Source organism: Bradyrhizobium sp. I1.14.4 (assembly GCF_050435825.1).
Taxonomy (GTDB): Bacteria; Pseudomonadota; Alphaproteobacteria; order Rhizobiales; family Xanthobacteraceae; genus Bradyrhizobium.
Map to the genome: position 1 here is coordinate 41175 of NZ_JBNDLA010000015.1, position 23116 is coordinate 64290.

The window sequence follows — 23116 nt, forward strand, 5'->3', positions numbered from 1 at the left end:
GGGGCAGCACCAGATTGTGTGCAGTTTTGCCGCCTGATTGTCTAAAAAATGTGCATGCACTTCGGTTGCCGAACTGTAGAGTTTTGATGATCCCTGGAGGCCCGCCATGTCCGTCACCGTCAAAGCCGATGCCCGCCTGCTGTCCGACGCCGAGATCGTGGAGGCCTATCTGACCGCGTCGATGATCCCCGATCCCGATGCGGCGGCCGCGCATATGAAGCCCGGCACCGTGATCACCTTCACCGGCGGGCGCGAATTCGACCATCCGCGCGGGCCGGCCGGCTTCAACGCCATGCGCTACCGCTGGGTAAAAAAGCGGATGGACCGCTTCGACGTCTGCCCCGGCGCAGGCGAGACCGTCGTCTACAGCGTCGGCACGCTTTACGGCGAATGGATCGACGGCACGCCGTTCGAAGGCAACCGCTATGTCGACCGCTTCGTCGTGAAGGGCGGGAAGATCGTCAAGATGGACGTCTGGAACGACAGCGCCGAGCGGATTTTGGTGCGGCGGGGGATCGAGGGGTAAAGGGCGCGCGGTGCCAGTTCTCCCTCGCCCCCGCTTGCGGGGAGAGGGCGGGGTGAGGGGCTCTATCCACGCATTCGACTCGCGGAGAATCCCCCTCACCCGAAATTCAAGCTGTGCTTGAATTTCGACCTCTCCCCGCAAGCGGGGCGAGGTAAGAGCATCACCGCCGCACCACCTTCGGCAGCTTCACCACCCGATCGCCGCCCGCCTCGTCCGCATAGGGCGCCAGAATATCCAGCAGATCCCGTCCGCGCTGCGGGCTCGGCGCGACCAGCGCACGGGTCGCCACGGAATCCAGATGGCTGTGCATCAGGTCAATCACTTTATCGACGTCGCCCTTCGCCAGCGCCGCGATGATCGCACGGTGCTCGTTGATCGCGCATTCCGACGAATGCGGCCGGCTGTAGAGCGACAGCGTCAGGCAGCAGCGGTAGGCGACCTCGCTGACATAGCGCACCAGGATCGGGCTGTTCGTCATGTGGGCGAGCAGGATGTGGAATTCGGTGGCGAGCCGGATCGAGACCGCGTCGGTGCCGTCGCGTGCACGACCCTCGGCATCGACATGAGCGGTGAGTTCGGCGATCTGCGCCTTGGTCAGCTTGCCCGCGAGCTGCCGCACCACCAGCCGTTCGAGCTCGATGCGGATGTCGAAGGCATCGCGCGCCTCCTGCCAGCTCGGCGTCGCCACCACGGCGATACGGTTGCGGCGCAGCTCGACAAGGCCTTCCGCCGCCAATTGCCCGAGCGCATGCCGCGCAATGGTGCGGCTGACGCCAAAACGCTCGCCGAGCGAATCCTCGGGCAGCTTTGCGCCGGGCTCCAGCGCCTGCTCGATGATCGCCCGCCGCAGCGCGCGGCAGATCACGCTGACCTTGTCTGACGATTCAGCCGTCTTGCTGCTGCCGGCGCGCGCCGCCATTGCCGCGAATCCCTCTCGAAAGGTGCTTCGAACGCCTCTTTATCATACCGGCGAAACAATCGGGCGCTCGAATTGCATGCAGTTTGGGCGCCCGATTGCCTAAACGGAATCCGCCCCTTCGGTCACCGATTGCGCGATTCCCTTGATTTTCAACGGGCGGGCCGCTGGCATCCAGCTTGCATGCACTTTGCCCGTGATGCGCATGCAACCAAGTTCCGATTTCGCCGGCGAGCCTGTTGCCGCCGGATCCGTGCCGACCGCGATCGAGCTGTCGGAAGCTTCCGTGACCTTCGGCCGGGGCGCCCGCGCCGTGCCGGCGCTGTCGACAACCACGCTTCGGATCGCCGACGGCGAGTTCGTCGCGCTGGTCGGCCCGTCCGGTTGCGGCAAGTCTACCATCTTGCGGCTGGTCAGTGGCCTGGCGCGGCCGACCACCGGCGTCGTCATCGTCGGCGGCCGCGAGGTCGCGGCGCGCGCGCTGCGGGTCGGCATGGCGTTCCAGAACCCCACCATGCTGCCGTGGATGACGATCGAAAAGAACATCATGCTGCCGCTGAAGATCGTCGAGCCGTTCCGCTCGCAATTCCGCCGGCTGCGCAAGACCGATTTCCGCGACAAGGCCAATGCGCTGCTCGATCAGGTCGGGTTGAAGGGGTTTGGCAGCCGCTATCCCTGGCAACTCTCCGGCGGCATGCTCCAGCGCGCCAATCTCTGCCGCGCGCTGATCCACGAACCGCGCATGCTGCTGCTCGACGAACCGTTCGGCGCGCTCGACCAGTTCACCCGCGAGGAGCTGTGGGGAATCCTTCAAGAGCTCTGGATCACCCACAAGCCGACCGTGCTGCTGGTCACCCACGATCTGCGCGAGGCCGGCTTCCTGGCCAGCCGCATCTGCGTGATGAGCGCGCGGCCCGGCCGCATCCTCGACGACTCCAGGGTCGACTTCGCCCGCCCGCGCACCGTGGCGATGACCTTTGAGCCGGATTTCGTCGCGCTCAACCAGAAGCTCCGCGCCTTCATCGTCGATGCGCGCACCGCGGCGCGAGAGGGAGCCTGACCATGTCCGTGTCTGATATCAGGCAGAAGGCCTGGTCGGTGGCCCTGATCGTGCTGTTCTTTGTCGCCTGGGAGCTGTTCTGCCTGATGACGGGGATGTCGGACCTCGTGCTGCCGCGGCCGTCGCAGATCTTTGTCACGCTGTTCGAGAAATTCCCGATCCTCTGGCCGCATATCATCCAGACATTGGTGACCACCATGATCGGCTTCGTGCTCGGCGTGGCCCTTGGCGTTGCGCTCGGTGCGGTGATCGGCGTCTCGAAAACCGCCTACGATACCTGCTATCCGCTGCTGGTCGGGTTCTCGTCGATCCCGAAGGTCGCGGTGGTGCCGATCTTCGTGCTGTGGTTCGGCTCCGGCACCGTGCCGGCGGTGCTGACCGCGCTGTCGATCTGCTTCTTCCCGATCGTCGTCAACATCGCCACCGGTCTCGCCACCACCGAACCCGAACTCGAGGATGTGCTGAAGGCGCTCGGTGCCAGCAAGTTCGATATTCTCTGGAATGTCGGGCTGCCGCGGACGATGCCGTTCTTCTTTGCCTCGCTGAAGGTCGCGGTCTCCTACGCCTTCGTCGGCGCGGTGCTGTCGGAAACCGTCGCCTCGAACCGCGGCATCGGCAACGTCATGATGACCGCGTCCTCCAATTTCAACGTGCCGCTGGTGTTCGCCGGGCTGTTCGTGCTCGCCGGCCTCGGCGTCGCGCTCTACGTCCTGTTCTCGCTGATCGAGGGCCGGGTGACAGGCTGGGCGACGCGCAAGGACAATGCCATCGCCACCTGAAGTTTTCGGTCAATTGCCGTTCATTGGAGTTGAGGAGGTCGCCATGCTGAAGACAATAAGCGCCGTACTGTTGGGATTGGCCGTGGTCGCGGGATCCGCGCGCGCCGAGGAAACCACCATCAAGTTCACGCTGGGCTGGAAGACGCAAGGCTCGGACGCCGCGTTCTTCTACGCCAAGGACAACGGCTACTTCAAAGCGGAAGGCCTCAACGTCGTGATCGACCAGGGCGAGGGCTCCGGCGCGACCGTGACGCGCATCATGTCGGGCGCCTATGACGCCGGCTTCGGCGACGTCAACGCGATCATCCAGAACGCCGCGACCAAGCCGCAGGATGCGCCCGTGATGGTCTACATGATGTGGAACCAGCCGCCGTTCGCGATCGTCGCCAAGAACTCGAGCGGCATCAAGTCGATCAAGGATTTCGAGGGCCACACGCTCGGCGGCGCGCAGGGCACGCCGACCACCCGGCTGTTGCCTGTGTTCGTGCACAAGAATGGGCTCGACGGCGAGAAGATCAAGATCTCCAACATGGCGCCGAACCTGCAGGAGCCGATGCTGATAAAGGGCGACATCGACGCCGCGCTGGTGTTCAACATCACGAGCTATTTCAATCTGGTGCTGAACCGCCAGGATCCGGACAAGGACTTCAAATGGTTCTCGTTCGGCGATTACGGGCTCGATCTCTATTCCAACGGCGTGATGGTCTCGCGCAAGCTGATCGCCTCGAACCCGAAGGCGGTGGCCGGCCTCGTCCGCGCCATCAACAAGGGCGCCATCGCGGTCGCCAAGGATCAGAACGCCGGCATGAAGGCGGCGCTGAATTATGACAACCTGATCAATGTCGATGTCGAGAAGCGCCGGCTGCAATATTCCTTCGAGAAGCTGATCGTGTCGCCGGAGATGAGGGACATCGGCGTCGGCGACGTCAAGGACGACCGCATGGCCCGCGCCATTGGCATCATCGTCGAAGGCTACCAGCTCGCCCGCGCGCCGACCCCGGCCGAGGTGTTCTCCCGCGAATTCCTGCCGCCGCGCGCGGAGCGGGAGCTGGTGTATACGGCGAACTGAGGTAGCTCGTCATTGCGAGGAGCAAAGCGACGAAGCAATCCATCCCTCCCCGTGCTGCGGCATGGATTGCTTCGCTTCGCTCACAATGACCGCGGAGGGAAGCGATGGACGTCACGGCAACCCGTTTGTTCTCCAGCCCCAACCGCGGCGTCCGCAATGACGTCGTGCTCCATCACGACTGCGGCATCATCACCAACATCTCGGAAGCGGCAGCCCCGGACACCGCCCCGCATGCCCTCATCCTTCCTGCCTTCGTCAATGCCCACGACCACGCCCGCCCGCGGGCATCTGCGTTCGGCGCGGTCGGCATGCCGCTGGAAAGCTGGATCCTGCGCACAGTGGTGGGTACGCCGGTCGATCCCTATTTGACCGCAGCCTCCGCACTGGCACGCGCGGCGCAGGCGGGCTGCGCGGCGATGATGGTGCACTACACCCGCCCGAGCGGCACCATGCCGCTGCTCGAGGAGGTCAAGGCGATCGGCCGTGCCGCCGGCGATATCGGCATCCGCATCGCCTTTGCGATCGCGGTACGTGACCAGAATCCGATCGTCTATGGCGACAGCGAACCGGTGCTGTCCGCTCTGCCGCGCGAGGACCGCCAGACGATCGAACAGCTGTTCGTTCGTGCTCCGATGTCGCCGAGGGCCTATATCGAGCTGACCGATGCGATCGCTACGGCGATCGGCGGGCCGAAGGTCGACGTGCAGCTCGGACCCGCGGGGGTACAGTGGTGCTCGAAGCCGCTGCTCGAGGCAGTCGCGGAAAACTCCGCGCACACCGGCCGCCGTATCCACATGCATCTGCTCGAGACGATCTATCAGCGCGCCTGGGCCGACCAGCATTTCCCCGATGGGATCGTCCGCTATCTCCGCGACATCGGCTTCCTCTCGGAACGGCTGACGCTCGCGCATTGCGTCCACGCCCGGCCCGACGAGATCGAGATGATCGCGGCGTCAGGCGCGCGCATCGTCACCAATTTCTCCTCGAACCTGCATCTGCGCTCCGGGCTGGCGCCGATCGCGGCGGCGCACGCTTGCGGCTGCGCGATTGCCGTCGGCGTCGATGGCCTGGCGCTCGATGAGGATGACGATGTGCTGCGCGAGATGCGGCTGGTGCAGATGATGCACGGTGGTCTCGGCTTCAAGCGCACCTGGACTGCTCAGGAATTCTTCACGCTCGCCGTCCGCAATGGCCGCCGCGCCACCGGTGCGCCGGGCACGGGCGAGCTTGCTGTCGGCGCGCCGGCTGATTTCGTCAGCATCGATCTTGGCCGCCTCGAGCGCGATCAGGTTCTTGATGCCGATCCGCTCGACTTGCTGTTCGCGCGCGGCAATGCGTCGCTGGTCAATGAGCTTGTGGTCGATGGTCGCAGCGTCGCCAAGGCCGGCCGGTGCCTCGGTGTTGATCTTCCCGGCATTGAGCAGGAACTGCGCGGCATCTACCGCGCGAACGCTGCCACATACGCGCATGTCTTGCGCGCATGGCCGCGACTATCGAACTCACTGCAACACTGGTTCGACGCGCAGCTCACCTGCAATTAGCTGCACAATCTTCGTTTCGCGCCGAGCAACAAGTCCAGTCAAACGCTGACTTATTCCGTCAAGCGGAAGAAAATTCCACTTGCATCACACAGTCGGCGCGGCTTCAAGTTCAGGCAACAAGAAACTGAATCAGTCGCTGTCACCGGCTGGTCATGTTGTCGCGAGGAAGCCTGATGGGCGCGTTGTCGCATCTGCGGATTGTCGAGATCGGAAGTGCTGCGGCGACCAGCTATTGCGCGCGGCTGTTTGCCGATTTCGGCGCCGATGTGCAGAAGGTCGAGCCGCCGGCGGGCGATCCGCTGCGTCGTGTCGCGCCGCTGACGCCGCACGGCCACAGCGCCTGGTTTGCGTTTCTCAATTTCAACAAATCGAGCATCGTCCTCGACGGAAATGAGGCAGGTGCCGCATCGCGCCTGCGCGAGCTCATCGCAACCTCTGACGTCCTGCTTGACGGGCGCGGCATCGCTGCGGCGGATTGTCCCGACATCGATCTCGATGCGATCAAGCGGGACAATCCGGGCCTGATCCATCTCGACCTCGCCTGGTTCGGCGATCGCGGTCCATATGCCGACTATGCGGCGACGGACGCCACGATCCGCGCGCTCACCGGGCTCGTGAAGCTGGTGGGACCCGAGCAGGGGCCGCCGATGCACGCCCCGGATTTCCAGACCGGAATCTTGGGCGGACTATGGGGCTTCATCGCGGCCGCGTCGTCGGTGCTCGGGCGGATGCAGGATGGGCGCGGGTGCACCAGCCATCTCAGCCTGTTCGAGGCCAGCATCGCCGTCACCGAATACATCATGTTCGAGGCGCTCCAGCGCGGCGACATCATGCGGCGGATCGGCATCAACCGGTTCTGGCCGACCTTTCCGGTCGGCATCTACGAGACCAAGCGGGGCTGGCTCGGCGTCACCACGGTGACCCCGGCACAGTGGCGCGCGTTCTGCGAGATGCTTGGGCTCAACGATTTGCGCGACGATCCGACGCTGGTGATGGGTGTCGACCGGCTGCGTCATGTCGCCGAGATCGAGGGCAGGATCCTGCCGAAGCTGAAGCAGCGCACCGCGCAGGAATGGTTTGCCGAAGGCCTCGAGCGCAAGATCCCGATCGTGCCGGTGCCCGAGATATCCGATCTCATCGCCGATGAGGAGAAGCGCGCCCGCGGCGCCATCGTCCCGATCATGGTCGGCGACGAGGCCGGGTTTTCCGCCGGCACGATGCAGCGGCTGACGGGAACGCCGCCGCTGCGCGGCGGCCTTGTGCCTGACATTGGCGAGCAACAGGCCGGCCGCGAGGCCGCGCCGCGTGCGCCGATGCCCAAGCCTGCTGCAACCAGGCGCTTGCCGCTCGAAGGCATCCGGGTCGTCGATTTCTCGATGGGCTGGGCCGGACCGATCTGCACCCGCACGCTCGCCGATCTCGGCGCCGACGTCATCAAGATCGAGGCGACCCAGTATCCGGACTGGTGGCGCGGCGTCGACCGCCGTCCGGCCTACGTGCTGGAGCAGATGTACGAGAAGTCGGTGCGTTACTGCATCATGAACCGCAACAAGCGCGGCATCACGCTCGACCTGACCCGGCCGAAGGGGCTTGCGCTGGCAAAACGCCTGCTCGCCGATGCCGACCTTGTAGTCGACAATTATTCGGTCGAGGTGCTGCCCAAGCTCGGGCTCGGCTACGACGTGCTGAGCAAAATCAATCCGAAGCTCGTGATGATGTCGATGTCGGCGTTCGGCGCCGGCAGCGTGCATCGCGACTGCCGCGCCTATGGCTCGACCCTGGAGCAGGGCTCCGGTCTGCCGAGCGTGATCGGCAATACCGGCGGGCCTCCGGTGATGAGCCACACGGCGTTCGGTGACGCTGTCGGCGGCCTCAACGGCGCTGCCGCGGTGCTGACCGCGCTGATCCACGCGAAGCTCACGGGGCAGGGGCAGTTCATCGATCTCGCGCAGATCGAATGCATGATGCCGTTTGCCGCGCCCTGGATCGTCGCGCATTCGATCGACGGCAGCGAGCCGACGAAATACGGCAACCGCCATCCGGACTTCGTGCCGCATGGCTGCTTTCGCTGCGCTGGCGAGGACAACTGGATCGTGGTCGCGGTGTCCGATGACGCCATGTGGCCCAAGCTCGCGCGGCTGCTCGGCCGCGAGGACTGGGCCGAGGACGAGGCGCTCGAGACGGCCGCGGGCCGCCGCACCATCGAAACCGAAATCGAGGCTGCGATCACGGCCTGGACCTCGGCGCGCGATGCGGACGCTGCAATGACCGAGCTGCAAGGCGCCAGTGTCGCCTCCGGCGTCGCGCGGTTGCCGATCGATCTCCTTGACGATCCGCAGCTCCACGCCCGCGATTTCATCCAGCAAGTCGACCGCGCCTTCATCGGACAACATCCGCAGCCATCGATGCCGTTTCGCGAGGGCGATGCGCCGTTCATGATCCGCTCGGTTCCGCCGACGCTCGGCGAGCACAACCGCGAAATCCTCGGCGGCATGCTTGGCCTCTCCGACGCCGAACTTGAAGAGCTCACAAGCGAGGGCATCATCGGCACCGAGATGCTGATGGAGGAGCAGCTGGTGAAAGAGAAGAAGCGGGCGGCGGGTTAATGGAGGCAGGCCAGCCGGCACAGCGCAGGGCGGAGGGTGCGCGCGATAGCGCGCGGCCGCTGCTGTCCGTGCGCGGGCTCGGCATTCGTTTCAAGACCGCGCAGGGCATCTGGCAGGCGACGCGCCGAATCGATTTCGACATCGCGCCCGGCGAGCGCGTCGGCATCGTCGGCGAGAGCGGCTGCGGCAAGACCATCACTGGGCTATCGATCCTGCGGCTGTTGCCGGGCAATTTTGCCGGCCTCGACGGCAAGATCCTGTTCGACGGCATCGATCTCGCATCCTGCAGCGCGCGGCAGATGCGCGCGATCAGGGGCAAGCGCATCGCGATGATCTTTCAGGAGCCGATGAGCGCACTCGATCCGGTCTTCACCGTCGGCCACCAGATCGCGGAGACACTGCGCGTTCACACCGATGTCAGTTATGAGGAAGCGCGCGCGAAGACGCTGGAGATCCTCCGCCGCGTCGGCATCGCCTCGCCCGAACGGCGGATCGACGACTATCCGCACCAGCTCTCCGGCGGCATGCGCCAGCGCGTCATGATCGCAGCGAGCCTGATCTGCGGGCCGCAGCTGCTGATCGCGGACGAGCCGACCACGGCGCTCGACGTCACCGTGCAGGCGCAGATCCTTGAACTGCTGCGCGACATCAGCGAGACATCGCGCACCGCGCTGATGCTGATCACCCACGATCTCGGCGTCGTCGCCGAGACCTGTACGCGGATGATCACGATGTATGCCGGCGAGGTGATCGAGGACGCCACCGTCGACGAAGCGCTGGTGCGGCCGCTGCATCCCTATACGTCAGGGCTGCTGCGCTCGCTGCCGCATCTAAGCCCGCGCCACGGCCGGCTGCCGTCGATCCCGGGCCGGGTGCCGTCGATCGCGGAGATGCCGAATGGCTGCCGTTTCCGCGCCCGCTGCGCACATGCGGCCAAGGGCTGCGAGGCCGAGCAGACACTGCAGAACGCCGGCGGCGGTAGAAGAGTGCGCTGCTGGCGCTTTGCCGAGCTCAATCTGCCGGGCGCGCTGCACCCGCCGGATACTGCCACGAGCGCCAAGGTTGCGCGACAATGACCGAAGCCGCTGTCGAGCCCAGCCACGATGCCATCATCTCGGTGCGCGACCTCCAGGTCCACTTCCAGACCTCGGACCGCCGCACCACCGTGAAGGCGGTCGACGGCGTCAACTTCGACGTCCGCCGCGGCGAGACCTTCGGCATCATCGGCGAATCCGGCTCGGGCAAGACCACGATCGGCCGCGCGCTGGTGTTTCTGCTGAAGCCCAGCGCCGGCGCCATCCTGCATGGCGGCATCGACCCAACGGCCCTGTCGCGCAAAGAGTTTCAGAACCATCGCCGCGACTACCAGATCATCTTCCAGGATCCGAACGCCGCGCTGAACCCGCGCATGACGATCCTGGCCTCGGTGCTGGAGCCGCTGGAACTTGCCGGTATCGGCGGTCGCGCCGAGCGGGAACGGCAGGCGCGGGAAGCGCTGGAGCGGGTCGGGCTGCCGCAGGAATTCGGCGAGCGCTATCCGCACCAGCTCTCCGGCGGCCAGAAGCAGCGCGTGGTGATCGCCCGTGCGCTGACCTTGAGGCCGAAACTGATCGTTTGCGACGAGGTGGTGGCCGCGCTCGACATGTCGATCCGCGGCGACGTGCTCAACCTGTTTGCCGATCTGCAGCGCGACCTCGGGCTGACCTACGTCTTCATCACGCATGACCTCTCCGTGGTCTCGCATATCAGCGAGCGCGTCGCGGTGATGTATCTCGGCCGGTTCGTCGAGCTCGGGCCGACCGAAGAGGTCGCCGAGCGGCCGCTGCATCCCTACACAATCGCGCTGCTCTCGGCCGAGCCGCGGCCGCTGCCGTCGTCGATGCGGCAGGAGAGCCGCATCGTGCTGCAGGGCGAGGTGCCGAGCCCGATCGATCCGCCGTCGGGTTGCCGCTTCCGCACCCGCTGCCCGCACGCGCAGCCGCTCTGCACCGACCGTGTGCCGGAGTGGCGCGAGCTGAAGCCCGATCACTGGGTGGCCTGCCATTTCGCCGACCGCCCGAATTTTTCGCCGAACTAGAGCATGATCCGGAAAAGTGTGAAGCGGTTTTCCGACAAGATCATGCACCAAACGAACAACACCGGAGACAACGCCATGACAACGACGACACGACGCGAGGCCATGGCGCTGATCTCGGGCGCGTTGGCCAGCACGACCATCGCCGGCCGCGCGTTCGCGCAAGCGACGCCGAAGAAGGGCGGCACCTTGCGCATCTCCGCGCCGGCCAACCCGTCGAGCCTCGATCCGGCGACCGGCGGCGCCGGCTCCGACCACGCCTTCCTGTTCACGATGTATGACACGCTGACCGAGTGGGAGTTCGACACGCTGAAGCCGAAGCCCGGGCTTGCCGAAAGCTGGAAGTTCACCGATCCAACCACGCTGGTGCTCGACATCCGCGCCGGCGTCACCTTCCACGACGGCACGGCGCTCGATGCGGAAGCCGTCAAGTTCAACCTCGATCGCAACCGGAGCGATGCGAAGTCGAACATCAAGGCCGATCTGCTGTCGGTCGCCTCGGTCGATGTCACCGGTCCGCAACAGGTGACGCTGAAGCTGAAGACGCCGGATACCGCGCTCCCCGGCATTCTCTCCGATCGCGCCGGCATGATGGTGTCGCCGACTGCGTTGAAGGCGGCCGAGGGCGGCGTCGTGACGCGCAAGCCGGTCGGCGCCGGCGCCTACGCGTTCGTGAGCTGGGCCGATGGCGAGAAGATCGTGGTCAAGCGCAACGAGAAATACTGGAAGCCGGACCGGCCGCTTCCCGATGGCATCGAGTTCTCGATCATTCCGGAGCTCACCACCGGCGCCCGCTCGGTCACGGCGGGTCAGAACGACCTGATCTATCAGCTGCCGCCGCGGCAGAAGATGATCATCGAGCGCGCCTCGAGCGTCAAGGTGGTCCACGGCCCGACGCTCTACGTGTTCCAGATCTTCCTGAATTGGGCCAAGCCGCCGTTCGACAACGTCAAGGTGCGCCAGGCGCTGAACTTCGCGATCGACCGCGAGTCTTTCGTCAAGGCCGCACTCGCCGGCCTCGCCGAGCCGGCCTACATGAACCTGCCGAAGGCGCACTGGGCCTATGATTCCGAGGTCGCAAAACTCTATCCCTACGATCCCGACAGAGCGCGCAAGCTGCTTGCAGAAGCCGGCTTCAAGGACGGCACGCCGATCGAGATCGGCGGCTATTCGGATCAGGATTCGGTGCAGCGCGAGGAGATTCTGATCGAGCAGTTCCGCAAGGCCGGCATGAACGTTCGTTTCGTCAACGCACCGATCGCGGAAGCCTCGGCCGCGTTCTTCGGTCCGGAGAAGAAGGGCTCCGGCCTGCTTGCAGCATGGACCGGGCGGCCCGACCCGAGCCTGACCTATTCTTTGATGTTCACCAAGGATGCCTATTACAACGGCGGCCGCGCGCCGGTGCCGGGCGAGCTCGAAGCCGCGATCAAGGCGTCGCGCGCTTCGGAGGACATCGAGGTCAGGCGCAAGGCCTTCTCCACCGTGCAGCGGCTGGTGATGGAGAACGCCTTCGTGGTGCCGCTGGCGTTCCAGTTCGAGCTCGTCGCCATGAACAAGAAGGTGCAGGGCTATCGGCCGAACCTGCTCGGCAAGCCGAAATACGACGACGTCTGGCTGGAAGGCTGAACCATGGCGCGACGGTCACCAGTCAAGGTCATCGGCAGCCGTCTCGTGCAGGCGCTGCCCGTGATCCTGCTCGCGACCTTCATGGTGTTTGCGCTGCTCAAGCTGGTGCCGGGCGACATCGCCGTGACGCTCGCCGGCGACAACGCGACCGACGCGCGGATCACCGAGATCAGGAAAATCTACGGCCTCGACCGGCCGTTCCTGGTGCAATATGGCGCCTGGCTCGGCCATGTCGCGCAGGGCGATCTCTCGCAATCGCTCTTGACCGGCGAGAAGGTCGCGGATTCGATCGGCCGCGCCTTCCCGAACACGCTCTTGATCGTCGTGATCGCGCTGGTGCTGGCGCTGGTCACCGGCATTCCGATGGGCGTGATGGCCGCGATCAAGCCCAACGGCTGGGTCGACAAACTGATCAGTGTGCTTGCGTCGCTCGGCGTCGCGGTCCCCGGCTTCTGGCTCGCGATGATCCTGGTGGCGGAGCTCTCGCTGAAGCTGAACTGGCTGCCGGCGACCGGCGCAAAATCCTTTAGCGCCTCGCCGATTGATGCGATCCGACACGCGCTGCTGCCGGGCATCGCGATCGCGGCCTATGGCATGGCCGAAGTCGCGCGCCAGCTGCGCGGCGCGCTGCTGGAAGTGCTGTCGTCGCAATATGTCCGCACGCTGCACGCCAAGGGGCTGTCGATGTCCCGCATCCTCTGGCAGCACGGCCTGAAGAATGTCGGCGTCAATCTGCTCACGATCATCAGCCTGTTGGTCAACCGCATGCTGGCGGCGACCGTCGTGATCGAGGCGGTGTTTGCCATTCCCGGCCTCGGCAGCCTGATCGTGCGCGGTGCGATCCAGCGCGATTTCCCGATCGTGCAGGGCGTCGTGTTCACCATGGTGGTCGTCGTCATCGTCGTGAACCTGGTCACCGACCTGCTCTGTGCCGCGGTCGATCCGAGGATCGAGCAATGACCGACATGGCGCTCGCTCCGCTCAAGGCGCCCGCAAAGCCGACTCGGCTGCGCCGCCTCGCGCGCTGGCTCGTCGGCGATTTGCGCGCGGCGCTGTCGATCCTGGTGCTGCTGGTGCTTGTCATCGTCGCGATCGGCGCGCCCTGGATCGCGCCGTATCCGCCGACCGCGCAGGACGTCAACAACATGCTGGCGCCGCCGGGGCCGCTGCATCTGCTCGGTACCGACGATCTCGGCCGCGATATCTTCTCGCGCCTGATCTACGGCGCGCCGGCCACCGTCTATGCCAGCCTGCTTGCGGTCGGCGTCGCGGTTGCGATCGGGCTGCCGGTCGGCCTGATCGCCGGTTATTTCGGCGGCTGGATCGACGACATCATCAGCCGCATCATCGACACCTTCCTGTCGTTCCCCGCCATCGTGCTGGCGATCGCGGTGACCGGCGCGCTCGGCATCGGGCTCACCAACGGCATGATCGCGGTCGGCATCACGATGTTCCCGGCGCTGGCGCGGATCGTCCGCGCCCGCACGCTGATCGTGCGGCAGGAGCTCTATGTCGATGCGTCGAGGGGCTTCGGCGCACCGACCTGGCATGTGCTGTGGCGCCACGTGCTGCCGAACACGCTGCAGCCGGTCATCGTGCAGGTAACCTTGCTGCTCGCCGCAGCGCTCTTGGCCGAGGCCAGCCTGTCGTTCCTCGGCCTCGGCATCCAGCCGCCGGAGCCGAGTTGGGGCGCCATGCTGGCGCGCGCCTATCAATATATGGAGATCGCCCCGGAGCAGATGTACGCGCCGGGCCTTGCCATTCTCGTCGTCTCCCTGGCGTTCAATGCGCTTGGGGAGTCCTTGCGTGTCGTGCTCGATCCCACGATGAAGGATCGTTGACCTCAGGTGGAATTGTCATGTCCTTCAAGAAATTGCTGATTGCCAACCGCGGTGAGATCGCGATCCGCATTGCCCGCGCCGCTGCCGAGAGCGGCATCACGACTGTTGCTATTTATCCCGCCGATGATGCGGCCTCGCTCCATGTCCGCGCCGCCGACGAGGCCCGCGAGGTGCCCGGCCGTGGCGCGCGCGCGTATCTGGACATCGAGGGCATGATTGAGGCCGCCAAGGCCGCAGGCTGTGACGCGCTGCATCCGGGCTATGGCTTCCTCAGCGAGAACACGCAGCTTGCGCGGCACTGCGCCGAGGAAAAGATCATCTTCGTCGGCCCGTCGCCGGAGGCGCTCGATCTGTTCGGCGACAAGGCCAAGGCAAAGGCACTGGCCAAGACATGCGGCGTGCCTGTTATCGCCGGCACCTCGGGTGCGACCTCGCTCGACGAGGCCAAGGCCTTCTTCACCTCGCTCGGCGCCAACGCCGCCGTGATGATCAAGGCGATCGCCGGCGGCGGCGGACGCGGCATGCGGGTGGTCGAGGACACAGCGAAGCTCGATGAAGCCTATGCGCGCTGCCAGTCCGAGGCCAGGGCGGCGTTCGGCAACGATGCGGTCTATGTCGAGCGGCTGATCCGGAAAGCGCGTCATATCGAAGTGCAGATCATCGGCGATCGTCATGGCGCGACCAGCCATCTCTGGGAGCGCGAATGCACCATCCAGCGCCGCAACCAGAAGCTCATCGAGGTGGCGCCGAGCCCGTCGCTGAGCGACGGTCTGCGCTCCCGCATCATCGAGGCGGCAAAGCAGCTCGCGTCCGCCGCGCGCTACGACAGTCTCGGCACTTTCGAATTCCTGGTCGATGACGAGGCAGAGGAAAGCAAGGGGGAAGGCGAGGGCGCCTTCGCTTTCATCGAGGCCAATCCGCGGCTCCAGGTCGAGCATACCGTCACCCAGGAAGTGCTCGGCATCGACCTCGTGCGCGCGCAGCTCGCCGTTGCCGCCGGTGCCACGCTGGCCTCACTCGGGCTGGCGCAGTCCGCTGTGCCGCTGCCGCGCGGCTATGCCATGCAGCTCCGCGTCAACATGGAGGTGATGGACGAGAAGGGGATGACGAAGCCGACCGGCGGCGCGCTCAGTGTGTTCGACCTGCCGTCGGGCCCCGGCGTCCGCGTCGACACGTTCGGCTATTCCGGCTACAGGACCAGTGCCGCGTTCGACTCGCTGCTGGCAAAAGTCATCGTACATTCGCCGAGCCAAAAGTGGACAGACGTGGTGCACAAGGCGGCGCGCACCTTGCGCGAATTCCGGATCGGCGGCGTCGCTACCAACATTCCGTTCCTCGGCGCAGTGCTGGCGCACCAGAGCTTTGCCAGGAACAAGATCAGCACCAGCTTCATCGATACCCATGTCGCAGCGCTGGTCGGCGCGGCCAGGGATCTCGCCGCGCCGCTGGTCGAGGTGAACGAAGCGGCCGCGACCAAAGCCGTCGCCACTGAAACAGCGCCCGAGGGATCGCTCCCGGTGCCCGCGCCGTTGCAGGGCACGATCGTGGCGATCGAGGTCGCGGAGGGCGATCTGGTCCGTCCCGGCCAGCAGATCGCGGTGCTGGAATCGATGAAGATGGAGCATCTCGTCACAGCACCACATGGCGGCCGGGTGACGAAAATCGCGGGCGGTGTCGGCGTCACCCTGATGCATGGCGAGCCGATCCTGTTTCTCGAGCCTGCCGAGGTCGACGGCCATCACGCGGCGGAAGAGGCCGCGATCGATCTCGATCACATCCGCCCTGATTTGGCCGAGCTGATCGCGCGCAAGGCGATCACGCTGGACCAGAACCGCCCGGCCTCGGTGGAGCGCCGCCGCAAGACCAACCAGCGCACCGCGCGCGAGAACATCGCCCAGCTGGTCGACGAGGGCTCGTTCGTCGAATACGGCTCGCTTGCGATCGCGGCGCAACGCCGCCGCCGCAAGGTCGAGGACCTCATCAAGAACACGCCGGCCGACGGCCTGATATCAGGCGTCGCCACCGTCAACGCCAAGGACTTCGGCGCCGACGGCGCGCGCTGCATGGTGATTTCGTACGACTACACCGTGCTCGCCGGCACGCAAGGCCATATGAACCACAAGAAGATCGACCGCATGCTCGGTCTTGCCGAGCAGTGGCGCATGCCGCTGGTATTCTACGCCGAGGGCGGCGGCGGCCGTCCCGGCGATACCGACCGGCTCGGCATGACCGGCCTCGACGGGCCGTCCTTCGTGCAGTTCGCAAAGCTCTCCGGGCTCGTGCCCGTGGTCGGCGTGGTCTCCGGCTATTGCTTCGCCGGCAACGCCGCGATGCTCGGCGTCTGCGACGTCATCATCGCCACCAGGAACGCCTCGATCGGCATGGGCGGTCCGGCGATGATCGAGGGCGGCGGGCTCGGCGTCTACCATCCGGCCGAGGTCGGCCCTGTCTCGTTCCAGTCGCCGAACGGCGTGATTGACATCCTGGTCGAGGACGAGGCCGAAGCCACGACGGCGGCGCAGAAATACCTGTCCTATTTCCAGGGCGCGGTGCAGGACTGGACCGCGCCGGACCAGCGGCTGCTGCGCCGTGCGATTCCCGAAAATCGCCTGCGGGTCTACGACATCCGCAACGTGATCGACCTGATCGCCGACCAGGGCTCCGTGCTGGAGATCCGGCGCGATTTCGGCGTCGGCATGATCACGGCCTTGATCCGGATCGAGGGCAAGCCGTTCGGCCTGATCGCCAACAATCCAAAGCATCTCGGCGGCGCGATCGACGCTGCGGCCGGCGACAAGGCCGCGCGCTTCATGCAGCTCTGCGACGCCTTCGACATCCCGATCGTCTCGCTGTGCGACACGCCGGGCTTCATGGTCGGCCCCGAGGCCGAGAAGACTGCGATCGTGCGCCACGTCGCGCGGATGTTCGTCACCGGCGCCAGCATCACGGTGCCGCTGTTCGGCGTCGTGCTGCGCAAGGGCTACGGTCTCGGCGCGCAATCGATGATCGGCGGCGGCTTCCACGCCTCGTTCTTCACGGTGGCATGGCCGACCGGCGAATTCGGCGGCATGGGCCTGGAAGGCTATGTCCGGCTCGGCTTCCGCAAGGAGATGGAGGCGATCGAGGACCCGGTCGAGCGCGAGAAGTATTTCCAGACCAAGGTCGCCGAACTCTACGCCAACGGCAAGGCGGTCTCGATCGCCTCGGTGCTCGAGATCGACGAGGTGATCGACCCCGCCGACACCAGGCACTGGATCATGGCCGGCCTGCGCTCGGTGCCGAAGCCCGAGCCGCGCACGCATCGCAAGCGGCCGTGCATCGATGCGTGGTGATGATCTCTCCACGCCGTCAGTCCGGGGCGCGCTTCATTCTCTCTCCGTCATTCCGGGCTCACGCTACGCGAGCCCTGGAATGACGGGCGGGAGGCGCAAGGTGCGACATAACGAAAGGAAAAACTCGGACAATTCATGTCGCGAGAATGCGGACATATGCCTCTCGAACATATGCCTCACAAGGGGCCACATACTCGATGTCGTCCCTGCGAAAGCAGGGACCCATAACCACCAATGCCGATTGTTACGCATGCTGGAATGACGAGCCCCCTTCACAACGCCCGTCGCGGCGTATGGGTCCCTGCTTTCGCAGGGACGACAGCAATGTGTGTGGTCGGCGCTGCCCTTCATCAAGAGAGTCACCCCAACCGCAACTCAACATACCCGTTCGCCGCGACCGCGTCACAGCGTTCGCGATACGCCGGCGCGCTGCCGCTGTAGCGGGCGACGATGCGGGTCTGTTTGCCCTCGACGTTGCGGTTGATGCCGGTCATCCAGGAATCGACCTCGTTGGACAGCAGGCCTGCGCCGAGCGCCTTGACATGATCGGTCCAGTCCACGGTGCCCTCGGGCGTGGCGTCGAGGAAGGTCAGGCCTTTCTCCTGCGCGAAGCGGAGCAGCCCGGTGACCCAGTCGACGCCGTATTCGATGCTGCGCGGGATGTTGCCGAGCGCGGTGTGCGGGCCCATCAGCATCAGCATGTTGGGGAAGCCGTCGACCATCAGCCCGAGATAGGTTTCCGGGCCGTGCGTCCATTTCTCCTTCAGCCGCGCGCCCTTCGCGCCACGGAAATCGATCTTGTCAAAGCTGCCGGTGATGGCGTCGAACCCGGTGGCGTAGATGATGATATCGAAGGCGTAGTCCCTGTCGGTGGTCCGGATGCCCTCCGGCGTGATCCGCTCGATCGGCGTCGCCTTCAGATCGACCAATTCGACATTGTCGCGGTTGTAGACCTCGTAATAGAAGGTCTCGAGCGGCAGCCGCCGCGTGCCGAAGCCGTGGTTCTTCGGAATCAGCATCTCCGCGACCTTGGGATCCTTCACGCGCTCACAGATCTTGCGCGCGACGAAGTCGCTGATCGTGGCATTCGCCCTGCGGTCGATCAGGATATCCTTGAAGTTGCCCTGCCAGATGCCGAAGCCGCGCTCGCCATAGAGTTTTTCGTAAAACGCCTCGCGCTCGGCATCGCTGACCTCGAACGCGCCGCGCGGATCGGGCGTATGCACGAAGCAGGCAAAGGTCTCCTTGCAGCGCGCGAAGATCTCGGGATAGCCGGCCTTGATCCTGGCTTGCGTCTCGGCGTCGATCTTGCCGTTGTGCAGCGGCGCCGCCCAGTTGGCGGTGCGCTGGAACACGGTGAGATGCCCGACCTCGCCGGCGATGGTCTGGATGGTCTGGATGCCGGTCGCGCCGGTGCCGATCACGGCGACGCGTTTGCCGGTGAAATCCACGTTTTGTTTCGGCCAGCGCGCGGTGTGAAACGACTGGCCCTTGAAATCGTCACGGCCCTCGATGCGCGGCAGGGTCGGCGTCGACAGCGGGCCGATCGCGGTGATCAGGAAGCGGCAGCTATGGCGCGCGCCGCTCTCGAGCGTGATCTGCCAGCTTCGGGTATCGTCCTGGTAGATCGCGGCGTTGACGCGGCTCTCGAACTGGATGTCGCGGCGCAGATCGAACTTGTCGGCGACATAGTTGCAGTAGCGCAAGGTCTCGGGCTGGCCGGCAAAATGCTCCGACCATTCCCATTCCTGCAACAGCTCCTTGGAGAACGAGTAGCCGTAGGAATAGCTTTCGGAATCGAAGCGCGCGCCGGGATAGCGGTTCCAGTACCAGGTGCCGCCGACCCCGGTCCCGGCCTCGAACACGCGCGCCGTCAGCCCAAGCTCGCGCAGCCGGTAGAGCTGGTACATGCCGGACAGGCCGGCGCCGATGATGATGACATCGTAATCGAGCGCAGCCGTCTGGGGGCTGTTGTCCTGGCGCAATGCGGCCACCTGTCGTTGCTCCCTGATGGATTGATTGCCGGCAAGGCTAGCCGGTCTCGCTGCGGCCGACAAACATCGAAGAGCGGGGCAGCCATCGCGATTTGCCTGGTGCGCCTGGCTGCCGGCATTCCGTGCGGCGGACTGTCCGCCCCCGTGGCTTTACTCGACCGCGGGATTCCCTCTATCGTCGGCCCGACAATACGATCGCCTGCCAAGCGGCGACGAAACCAGCGGGAGTGAAGCGATGGGAGAGGCGCTGCGCAGACCGACATCAACAGATGTCAGCAACCCCCGGCTCTATCAGGACGACAGCTGGCGTCCGCTGTTCGCGCAGCTCCGCCGCGACGATCCCGTGCATTATTGCGCGGCTTCGCCCTACGGCCCGTACTGGTCGGTGACGCGCTACGATGACATCTTTGCGGTCGAGCTGGATCACCAGAACTATTCCTCTGCCTCCGAGCTCGGCGGTATCCAGGTCGCTGACCAGCCGAAGGGGCAGGAGCGGCCGAGCTTCATCCGCATGGACCCGCCCGGCCACACCGCGCAGCGCCGCACGGTGGCGCCGATCGTGGCGCCGTCGAACCTCGCCAATTTCGATGCCTTGATCCGCCGGCGCACCTCGGCTGTGCTCGACGCGCTGCCGCGAAATGAGACCTTCGACTGGGCCGAGCGGGTCTCGGTCGATCTCACCAACATGATGCTGGCGACGCTGTTCGATTTCCCCTCTGAAGACCGCGTCAAGCTGACCTGGTGGTCGGATGTCGCAATCGCCAATGTCGAGTCCCCCGACGCGGTCGTGCATTCGGAGGCTGAACGCACCGCCGAGCTGGTCAAGATGGGAGAATATTTCCGACAGTTATGGGATGCGCGGGTCAACGCACCCCCGACCTTCGACCTGATCTCGATGCTGGCGCATTCGGAAGCGACGCGGAATCTGGAGCCGCGCGAGTTCATCGGCACGATCGGGCTCTTGATCGTCGGCGGCAACGACACCACGCGCAACTCGATGTCGGCCGGGCTGATGGCGCTGTGCGAGAATCCGGAGCAGTTCGAGCTGGTTCGCGGGAGGCCGGAGCTGATCCCGAACCTGGTGTCCGAGACCATCCGCTACCATACGCCGGTGCTGCACATGCGCCGCACCGCGCGCAACGATGTCGAGCTGGCCGGCCGCCGGATCAAAAAGGGCGACAAGGTCGTGATGTGGTACATCTCCGGCAATCGCGACGAGGACAAGATCGAGCGCACCGACGAGTTCATCATCGACCGCGCCAAGCCGCGCCAGCATCTCGCCTTCGGCGCCGGCATCCATCGCTGCGTCGGCGATCGCCTCGCCGAGCAGCAATTGCGCATCCTCTGGGAGGAGGTTCTGGCGCGCGATCTGCGTTTTGAGATGATGGGTCCGCCGCAAAGGCTCTATTCCAATTTCATCCGCGGTATACGAAGCTTGCCGGTGAGAATCGTCAATTGAGCTGCCAGACGTGTCATTGCGAGCGAAGCGAAGCAATCCATGCAGCCACAAGCGGAGAGATGGATTGCTTCGTCGCTTCAGCGCAAAATTGCTTCGCAATTTTGTCGTGAGCTCCTCGCAATGACGATGTTGGCAATTCCAAGGAACAAGAATGAAGAACGATCCCGTTGACGTCCTGATCATCGGCGCCGGCGCCTCCGGTGCCGCGATAGCCTGGAGCCTCGCCGATACCAGGATGCATATCCTCTGCCTCGATCAGGGCGGCTGGATGAATCCTGCCGACTATCCCAGCACCGGGCGCGACTGGGAGGCGAAGTTCTACGGCGAGTGGTCGTCCAGCCCGAATGTCCGCAAGCGGCCCGAGGATTACCCTGTTAACGACGACAATTCGCCGATCAAGGTCGTCAACTTCAACGCCGTCGGCGGCTCGACCGTGATGTACACCGCGCATTGGCCGCGGCTGCATCCCTCCGACTTCAAGGTGAAGACGCTCGACGGCGTTGCCGACGACTGGCCGATCGACTACGACGTGCTGACGCCGTTCTTCGAAGAGAACGATCGCATGATGGGCGTCTCGGGCCTGTCAGGCGACCCGCTGTCGCCGCTGAGCCATCCGCCGATGCCGCAGCAGGCGCTCGGCCTGTCCGGCCCGCTGATCGGCAAGGCCATGAACAAGCTCGGCTGGCACTGGTGGCCGTCCGACACGACGGTCGCGACGATGGATTACGAGGGCAGGGCGCGCTGCATCAATCTCGGCCACTGCACGCCGGCCTGCGCGCAGGGCGCCAAGGCCTCGACCGATATCACCTACTGGCCGCACGCGATCCGCGCCGGGGTCGAGCTCAAGACCCACTGCCGGGTGCGCGAGATCCTGACCAACGAGGACGGAATGGCCTCCGGCGTCGTCTATTACGACAAGGACGGTGTCGAGCAATTCCAGCCGGCCGAGGTCGTCATCATCGCCTGCAACGGCGTCGGCACGCCGCGGCTGTTGCTCAATTCGGCGTCGGGAAAATTCCCGAATGGCCTGGCCAATTCGTCCGGCCTGGTCGGCAAGAACCTGATGTTCCACCCCTATGCGCAGATCTACGGCTTCGTGAAGGAGCCGACCGACAGTAACCGCGCGCCGCCGACCTGCCTGTGGAGCAAGCAGTTCTACGACACCGATCTGTCGCGCGGCTTCGTCCGCGGCTACGGCATCCAGTTCGGCCGCGGCGCCGGGCCGGTGTTCGAGGCGGTTGCGAGCGAGCAGAAGGGTATCCTGCCCTGGGGCAAGGATCATCACCGCGTGTTCCGCAAGCTCAACGGTCATCGCCTTGCGGTGTCCGCGATCTGTGAGGACCTGCCCGAGGAGCACAACCGCGTCACGCTCGATCCCGTGCTGAAGGACGGCCACGGCATCCCCGCGCCGAGGATCGACTACACGATCAGCGCAAACAGCCGGAAGATGATGGACCACGGGCTGGCGCGCGGCCGGGAGATCCTCGAGGCCGCCGGCGCCACCGACATCTGTATCAACGATCCGATCCCCTGGGGCGGCTGGCATCTGCTCGGCACCGCGCGGATGGGGACCGATCCGGCGCGCTCCGTGGTCAACGAATGGGGCCGTTCGCACGACGTGAAGAATCTCTTCATCGTCGACGGCAGCATCTTCGTCACCTCGGGCGGGGTGAACCCGACATCCACCATCCAGGCCCTTGCGCTCTACATCGCCGACCAGATGAAGCAGCGCCTCGCCAATCTGTTCGACTGAGACCGCCAGAGACCGACATGTCCGATAGCAAGCAACTGACCGCAGCCCAGCGCGCCGATCTCCGCACCGTCGCCGCGATGATCGTTCCGGCCAGCGACGAATATCAGGTGCCGGGGGCGGACGATGCCGCGATCCAGGCCGACATGCTGGCCACGCTCGGCCGCGACACCGCGCGGGTCGCGCAGGCGCTGGATCATCTGGCGCAGCTTGCGGGTCAGCCGTTCGCCGAGCTCGACGATGCCAGGCGCGACGTGGTGGCGCAGGAGTTTCGCGCCCGTGGCGGCGCTGCCGCAGCCACGCTCGTCCGCGTGGTGCTGCAATGCTACTACCGCGACGACCGCGTGCTGCGCTCGCTCGGGATCGAGCTGCGCGCGCCGTTCCCGAAGGGCCACGTGCTGCCCGACGGCGACTGGTCGCTGCTCGATCCCGTCAGGGAGCGCGGCGGCACGTTGCGGCGGGTGCCCTAGCCGATCGGGCAGGCGGTTGGCGTAACCACTTGCAGCGCGGGAAGCCGGTCACCATCTGAGGAGACCAAAGGAC

The 23116-nt window shown here is 65.4% G+C and carries 17 protein-coding genes; 15 read left to right on the forward strand and 2 right to left on the reverse strand.

Annotated features, from left to right (window positions below):
• Window positions 1–106: 106 nt before the first annotated feature.
• Complete coding sequence (locus tag ABIB78_RS25950) at window positions 107–526, forward strand: nuclear transport factor 2 family protein (RefSeq protein WP_429029433.1); 420 nt, start codon at window positions 107–109, stop codon at window positions 524–526.
• 160 nt (window positions 527–686) lie between these two features.
• Here the strand turns inward: ABIB78_RS25950 and ABIB78_RS25955 are convergent, their stop codons facing one another.
• Window positions 687–1445 (reverse strand): GntR family transcriptional regulator, encoded by a 759-nt coding sequence (locus ABIB78_RS25955; protein WP_429029434.1) that lies wholly within the window; start codon window positions 1443–1445, stop codon window positions 687–689.
• 196 nt (window positions 1446–1641) lie between these two features.
• Between ABIB78_RS25955 and ABIB78_RS25960 the strand changes: the two genes are divergently transcribed.
• The 11 genes from ABIB78_RS25960 (at window position 1642) to ABIB78_RS26010 (ending at window position 17370) form a co-directional block, all read left to right on the forward strand.
• Window positions 1642–2502 (forward strand): ABC transporter ATP-binding protein, encoded by an 861-nt coding sequence (locus tag ABIB78_RS25960; RefSeq protein WP_429029435.1) that lies wholly within the window; start codon window positions 1642–1644, stop codon window positions 2500–2502.
• A 2-nt stretch (window positions 2503–2504) separates the two neighbouring features.
• The gene (locus tag ABIB78_RS25965) at window positions 2505–3281 is read left to right on the forward strand and encodes an ABC transporter permease (protein ID WP_429029436.1); all 777 of its coding nucleotides are present in this window, start codon (window positions 2505–2507) and stop codon (window positions 3279–3281) included.
• A gap of 43 nt (window positions 3282–3324) precedes the next feature.
• Window positions 3325–4350: an ABC transporter substrate-binding protein gene (locus ABIB78_RS25970; RefSeq protein WP_429029437.1), complete on the forward strand. Its 1026-nt coding sequence runs from the start codon at window positions 3325–3327 to the stop codon at window positions 4348–4350.
• 104 nt (window positions 4351–4454) lie between these two features.
• A complete protein-coding gene (locus ABIB78_RS25975) occupies window positions 4455–5891 on the forward strand; it encodes an amidohydrolase family protein (RefSeq protein ID WP_429029438.1) in 1437 nt (478 codons plus the stop codon).
• A gap of 173 nt (window positions 5892–6064) precedes the next feature.
• The gene (locus ABIB78_RS25980) at window positions 6065–8497 is read left to right on the forward strand and encodes a CaiB/BaiF CoA transferase family protein (protein WP_429029439.1); all 2433 of its coding nucleotides are present in this window, start codon (window positions 6065–6067) and stop codon (window positions 8495–8497) included.
• Window positions 8497–9573, forward strand: a complete 1077-nt coding sequence (locus ABIB78_RS25985; RefSeq protein WP_429029440.1) for an ABC transporter ATP-binding protein — start codon at window positions 8497–8499, stop codon at window positions 9571–9573. Before ABIB78_RS25980 ends, ABIB78_RS25985 begins: the two co-directional genes overlap by 1 nt.
• Window positions 9570–10574 carry an ABC transporter ATP-binding protein gene (locus ABIB78_RS25990; protein ID WP_429029441.1) on the forward strand — a complete coding sequence of 335 codons (1005 nt, stop codon included), beginning with the start codon at window positions 9570–9572 and terminating at the stop codon, window positions 10572–10574. The genes ABIB78_RS25985 and ABIB78_RS25990 overlap by 4 nt, the downstream gene beginning before the upstream one ends.
• Window positions 10575–10649: 75 nt before the next feature.
• Window positions 10650–12197 carry an ABC transporter substrate-binding protein gene (locus ABIB78_RS25995; RefSeq protein ID WP_429029442.1) on the forward strand — a complete coding sequence of 516 codons (1548 nt, stop codon included), beginning with the start codon at window positions 10650–10652 and terminating at the stop codon, window positions 12195–12197.
• Window positions 12198–12200: 3 nt separating this feature from the next.
• The gene (locus ABIB78_RS26000) at window positions 12201–13157 is read left to right on the forward strand and encodes an ABC transporter permease (RefSeq protein ID WP_429029443.1); all 957 of its coding nucleotides are present in this window, start codon (window positions 12201–12203) and stop codon (window positions 13155–13157) included.
• Window positions 13154–14038 (forward strand): ABC transporter permease, encoded by an 885-nt coding sequence (locus ABIB78_RS26005; protein WP_429029444.1) that lies wholly within the window; start codon window positions 13154–13156, stop codon window positions 14036–14038. The genes ABIB78_RS26000 and ABIB78_RS26005 overlap by 4 nt, the downstream gene beginning before the upstream one ends.
• A 17-nt stretch (window positions 14039–14055) precedes the next feature.
• A complete protein-coding gene (locus ABIB78_RS26010) occupies window positions 14056–17370 on the forward strand; it encodes a carboxyl transferase domain-containing protein (protein WP_429029445.1) in 3315 nt (1104 codons plus the stop codon).
• A gap of 359 nt (window positions 17371–17729) precedes the next feature.
• On the opposite strand, the gene ABIB78_RS26015 is transcribed toward ABIB78_RS26010, so the two are convergent.
• Window positions 17730–19364 (reverse strand): flavin-containing monooxygenase, encoded by a 1635-nt coding sequence (locus ABIB78_RS26015; protein ID WP_429029446.1) that lies wholly within the window; start codon window positions 19362–19364, stop codon window positions 17730–17732.
• A gap of 235 nt (window positions 19365–19599) precedes the next feature.
• Here ABIB78_RS26015 and ABIB78_RS26020 point away from each other — a divergent pair, with 235 nt between their 5' ends.
• The 3 genes from ABIB78_RS26020 (at window position 19600) to ABIB78_RS26030 (ending at window position 23043) form a co-directional block, all read left to right on the forward strand.
• Window positions 19600–20823 (forward strand): cytochrome P450, encoded by a 1224-nt coding sequence (locus ABIB78_RS26020; RefSeq protein ID WP_429029447.1) that lies wholly within the window; start codon window positions 19600–19602, stop codon window positions 20821–20823.
• A gap of 151 nt (window positions 20824–20974) precedes the next feature.
• Entirely contained in the window at window positions 20975–22576 is a 1602-nt protein-coding gene (locus ABIB78_RS26025; RefSeq protein ID WP_429029448.1) for a GMC family oxidoreductase, read from the forward strand.
• Between the two features lie 17 nt (window positions 22577–22593).
• On the forward strand, window positions 22594–23043 hold the full coding sequence (locus ABIB78_RS26030; protein ID WP_429029449.1) for a hypothetical protein: 450 nt from the start codon (window positions 22594–22596) through the stop codon (window positions 23041–23043).
• Window positions 23044–23116: the final 73 nt, after the last annotated feature.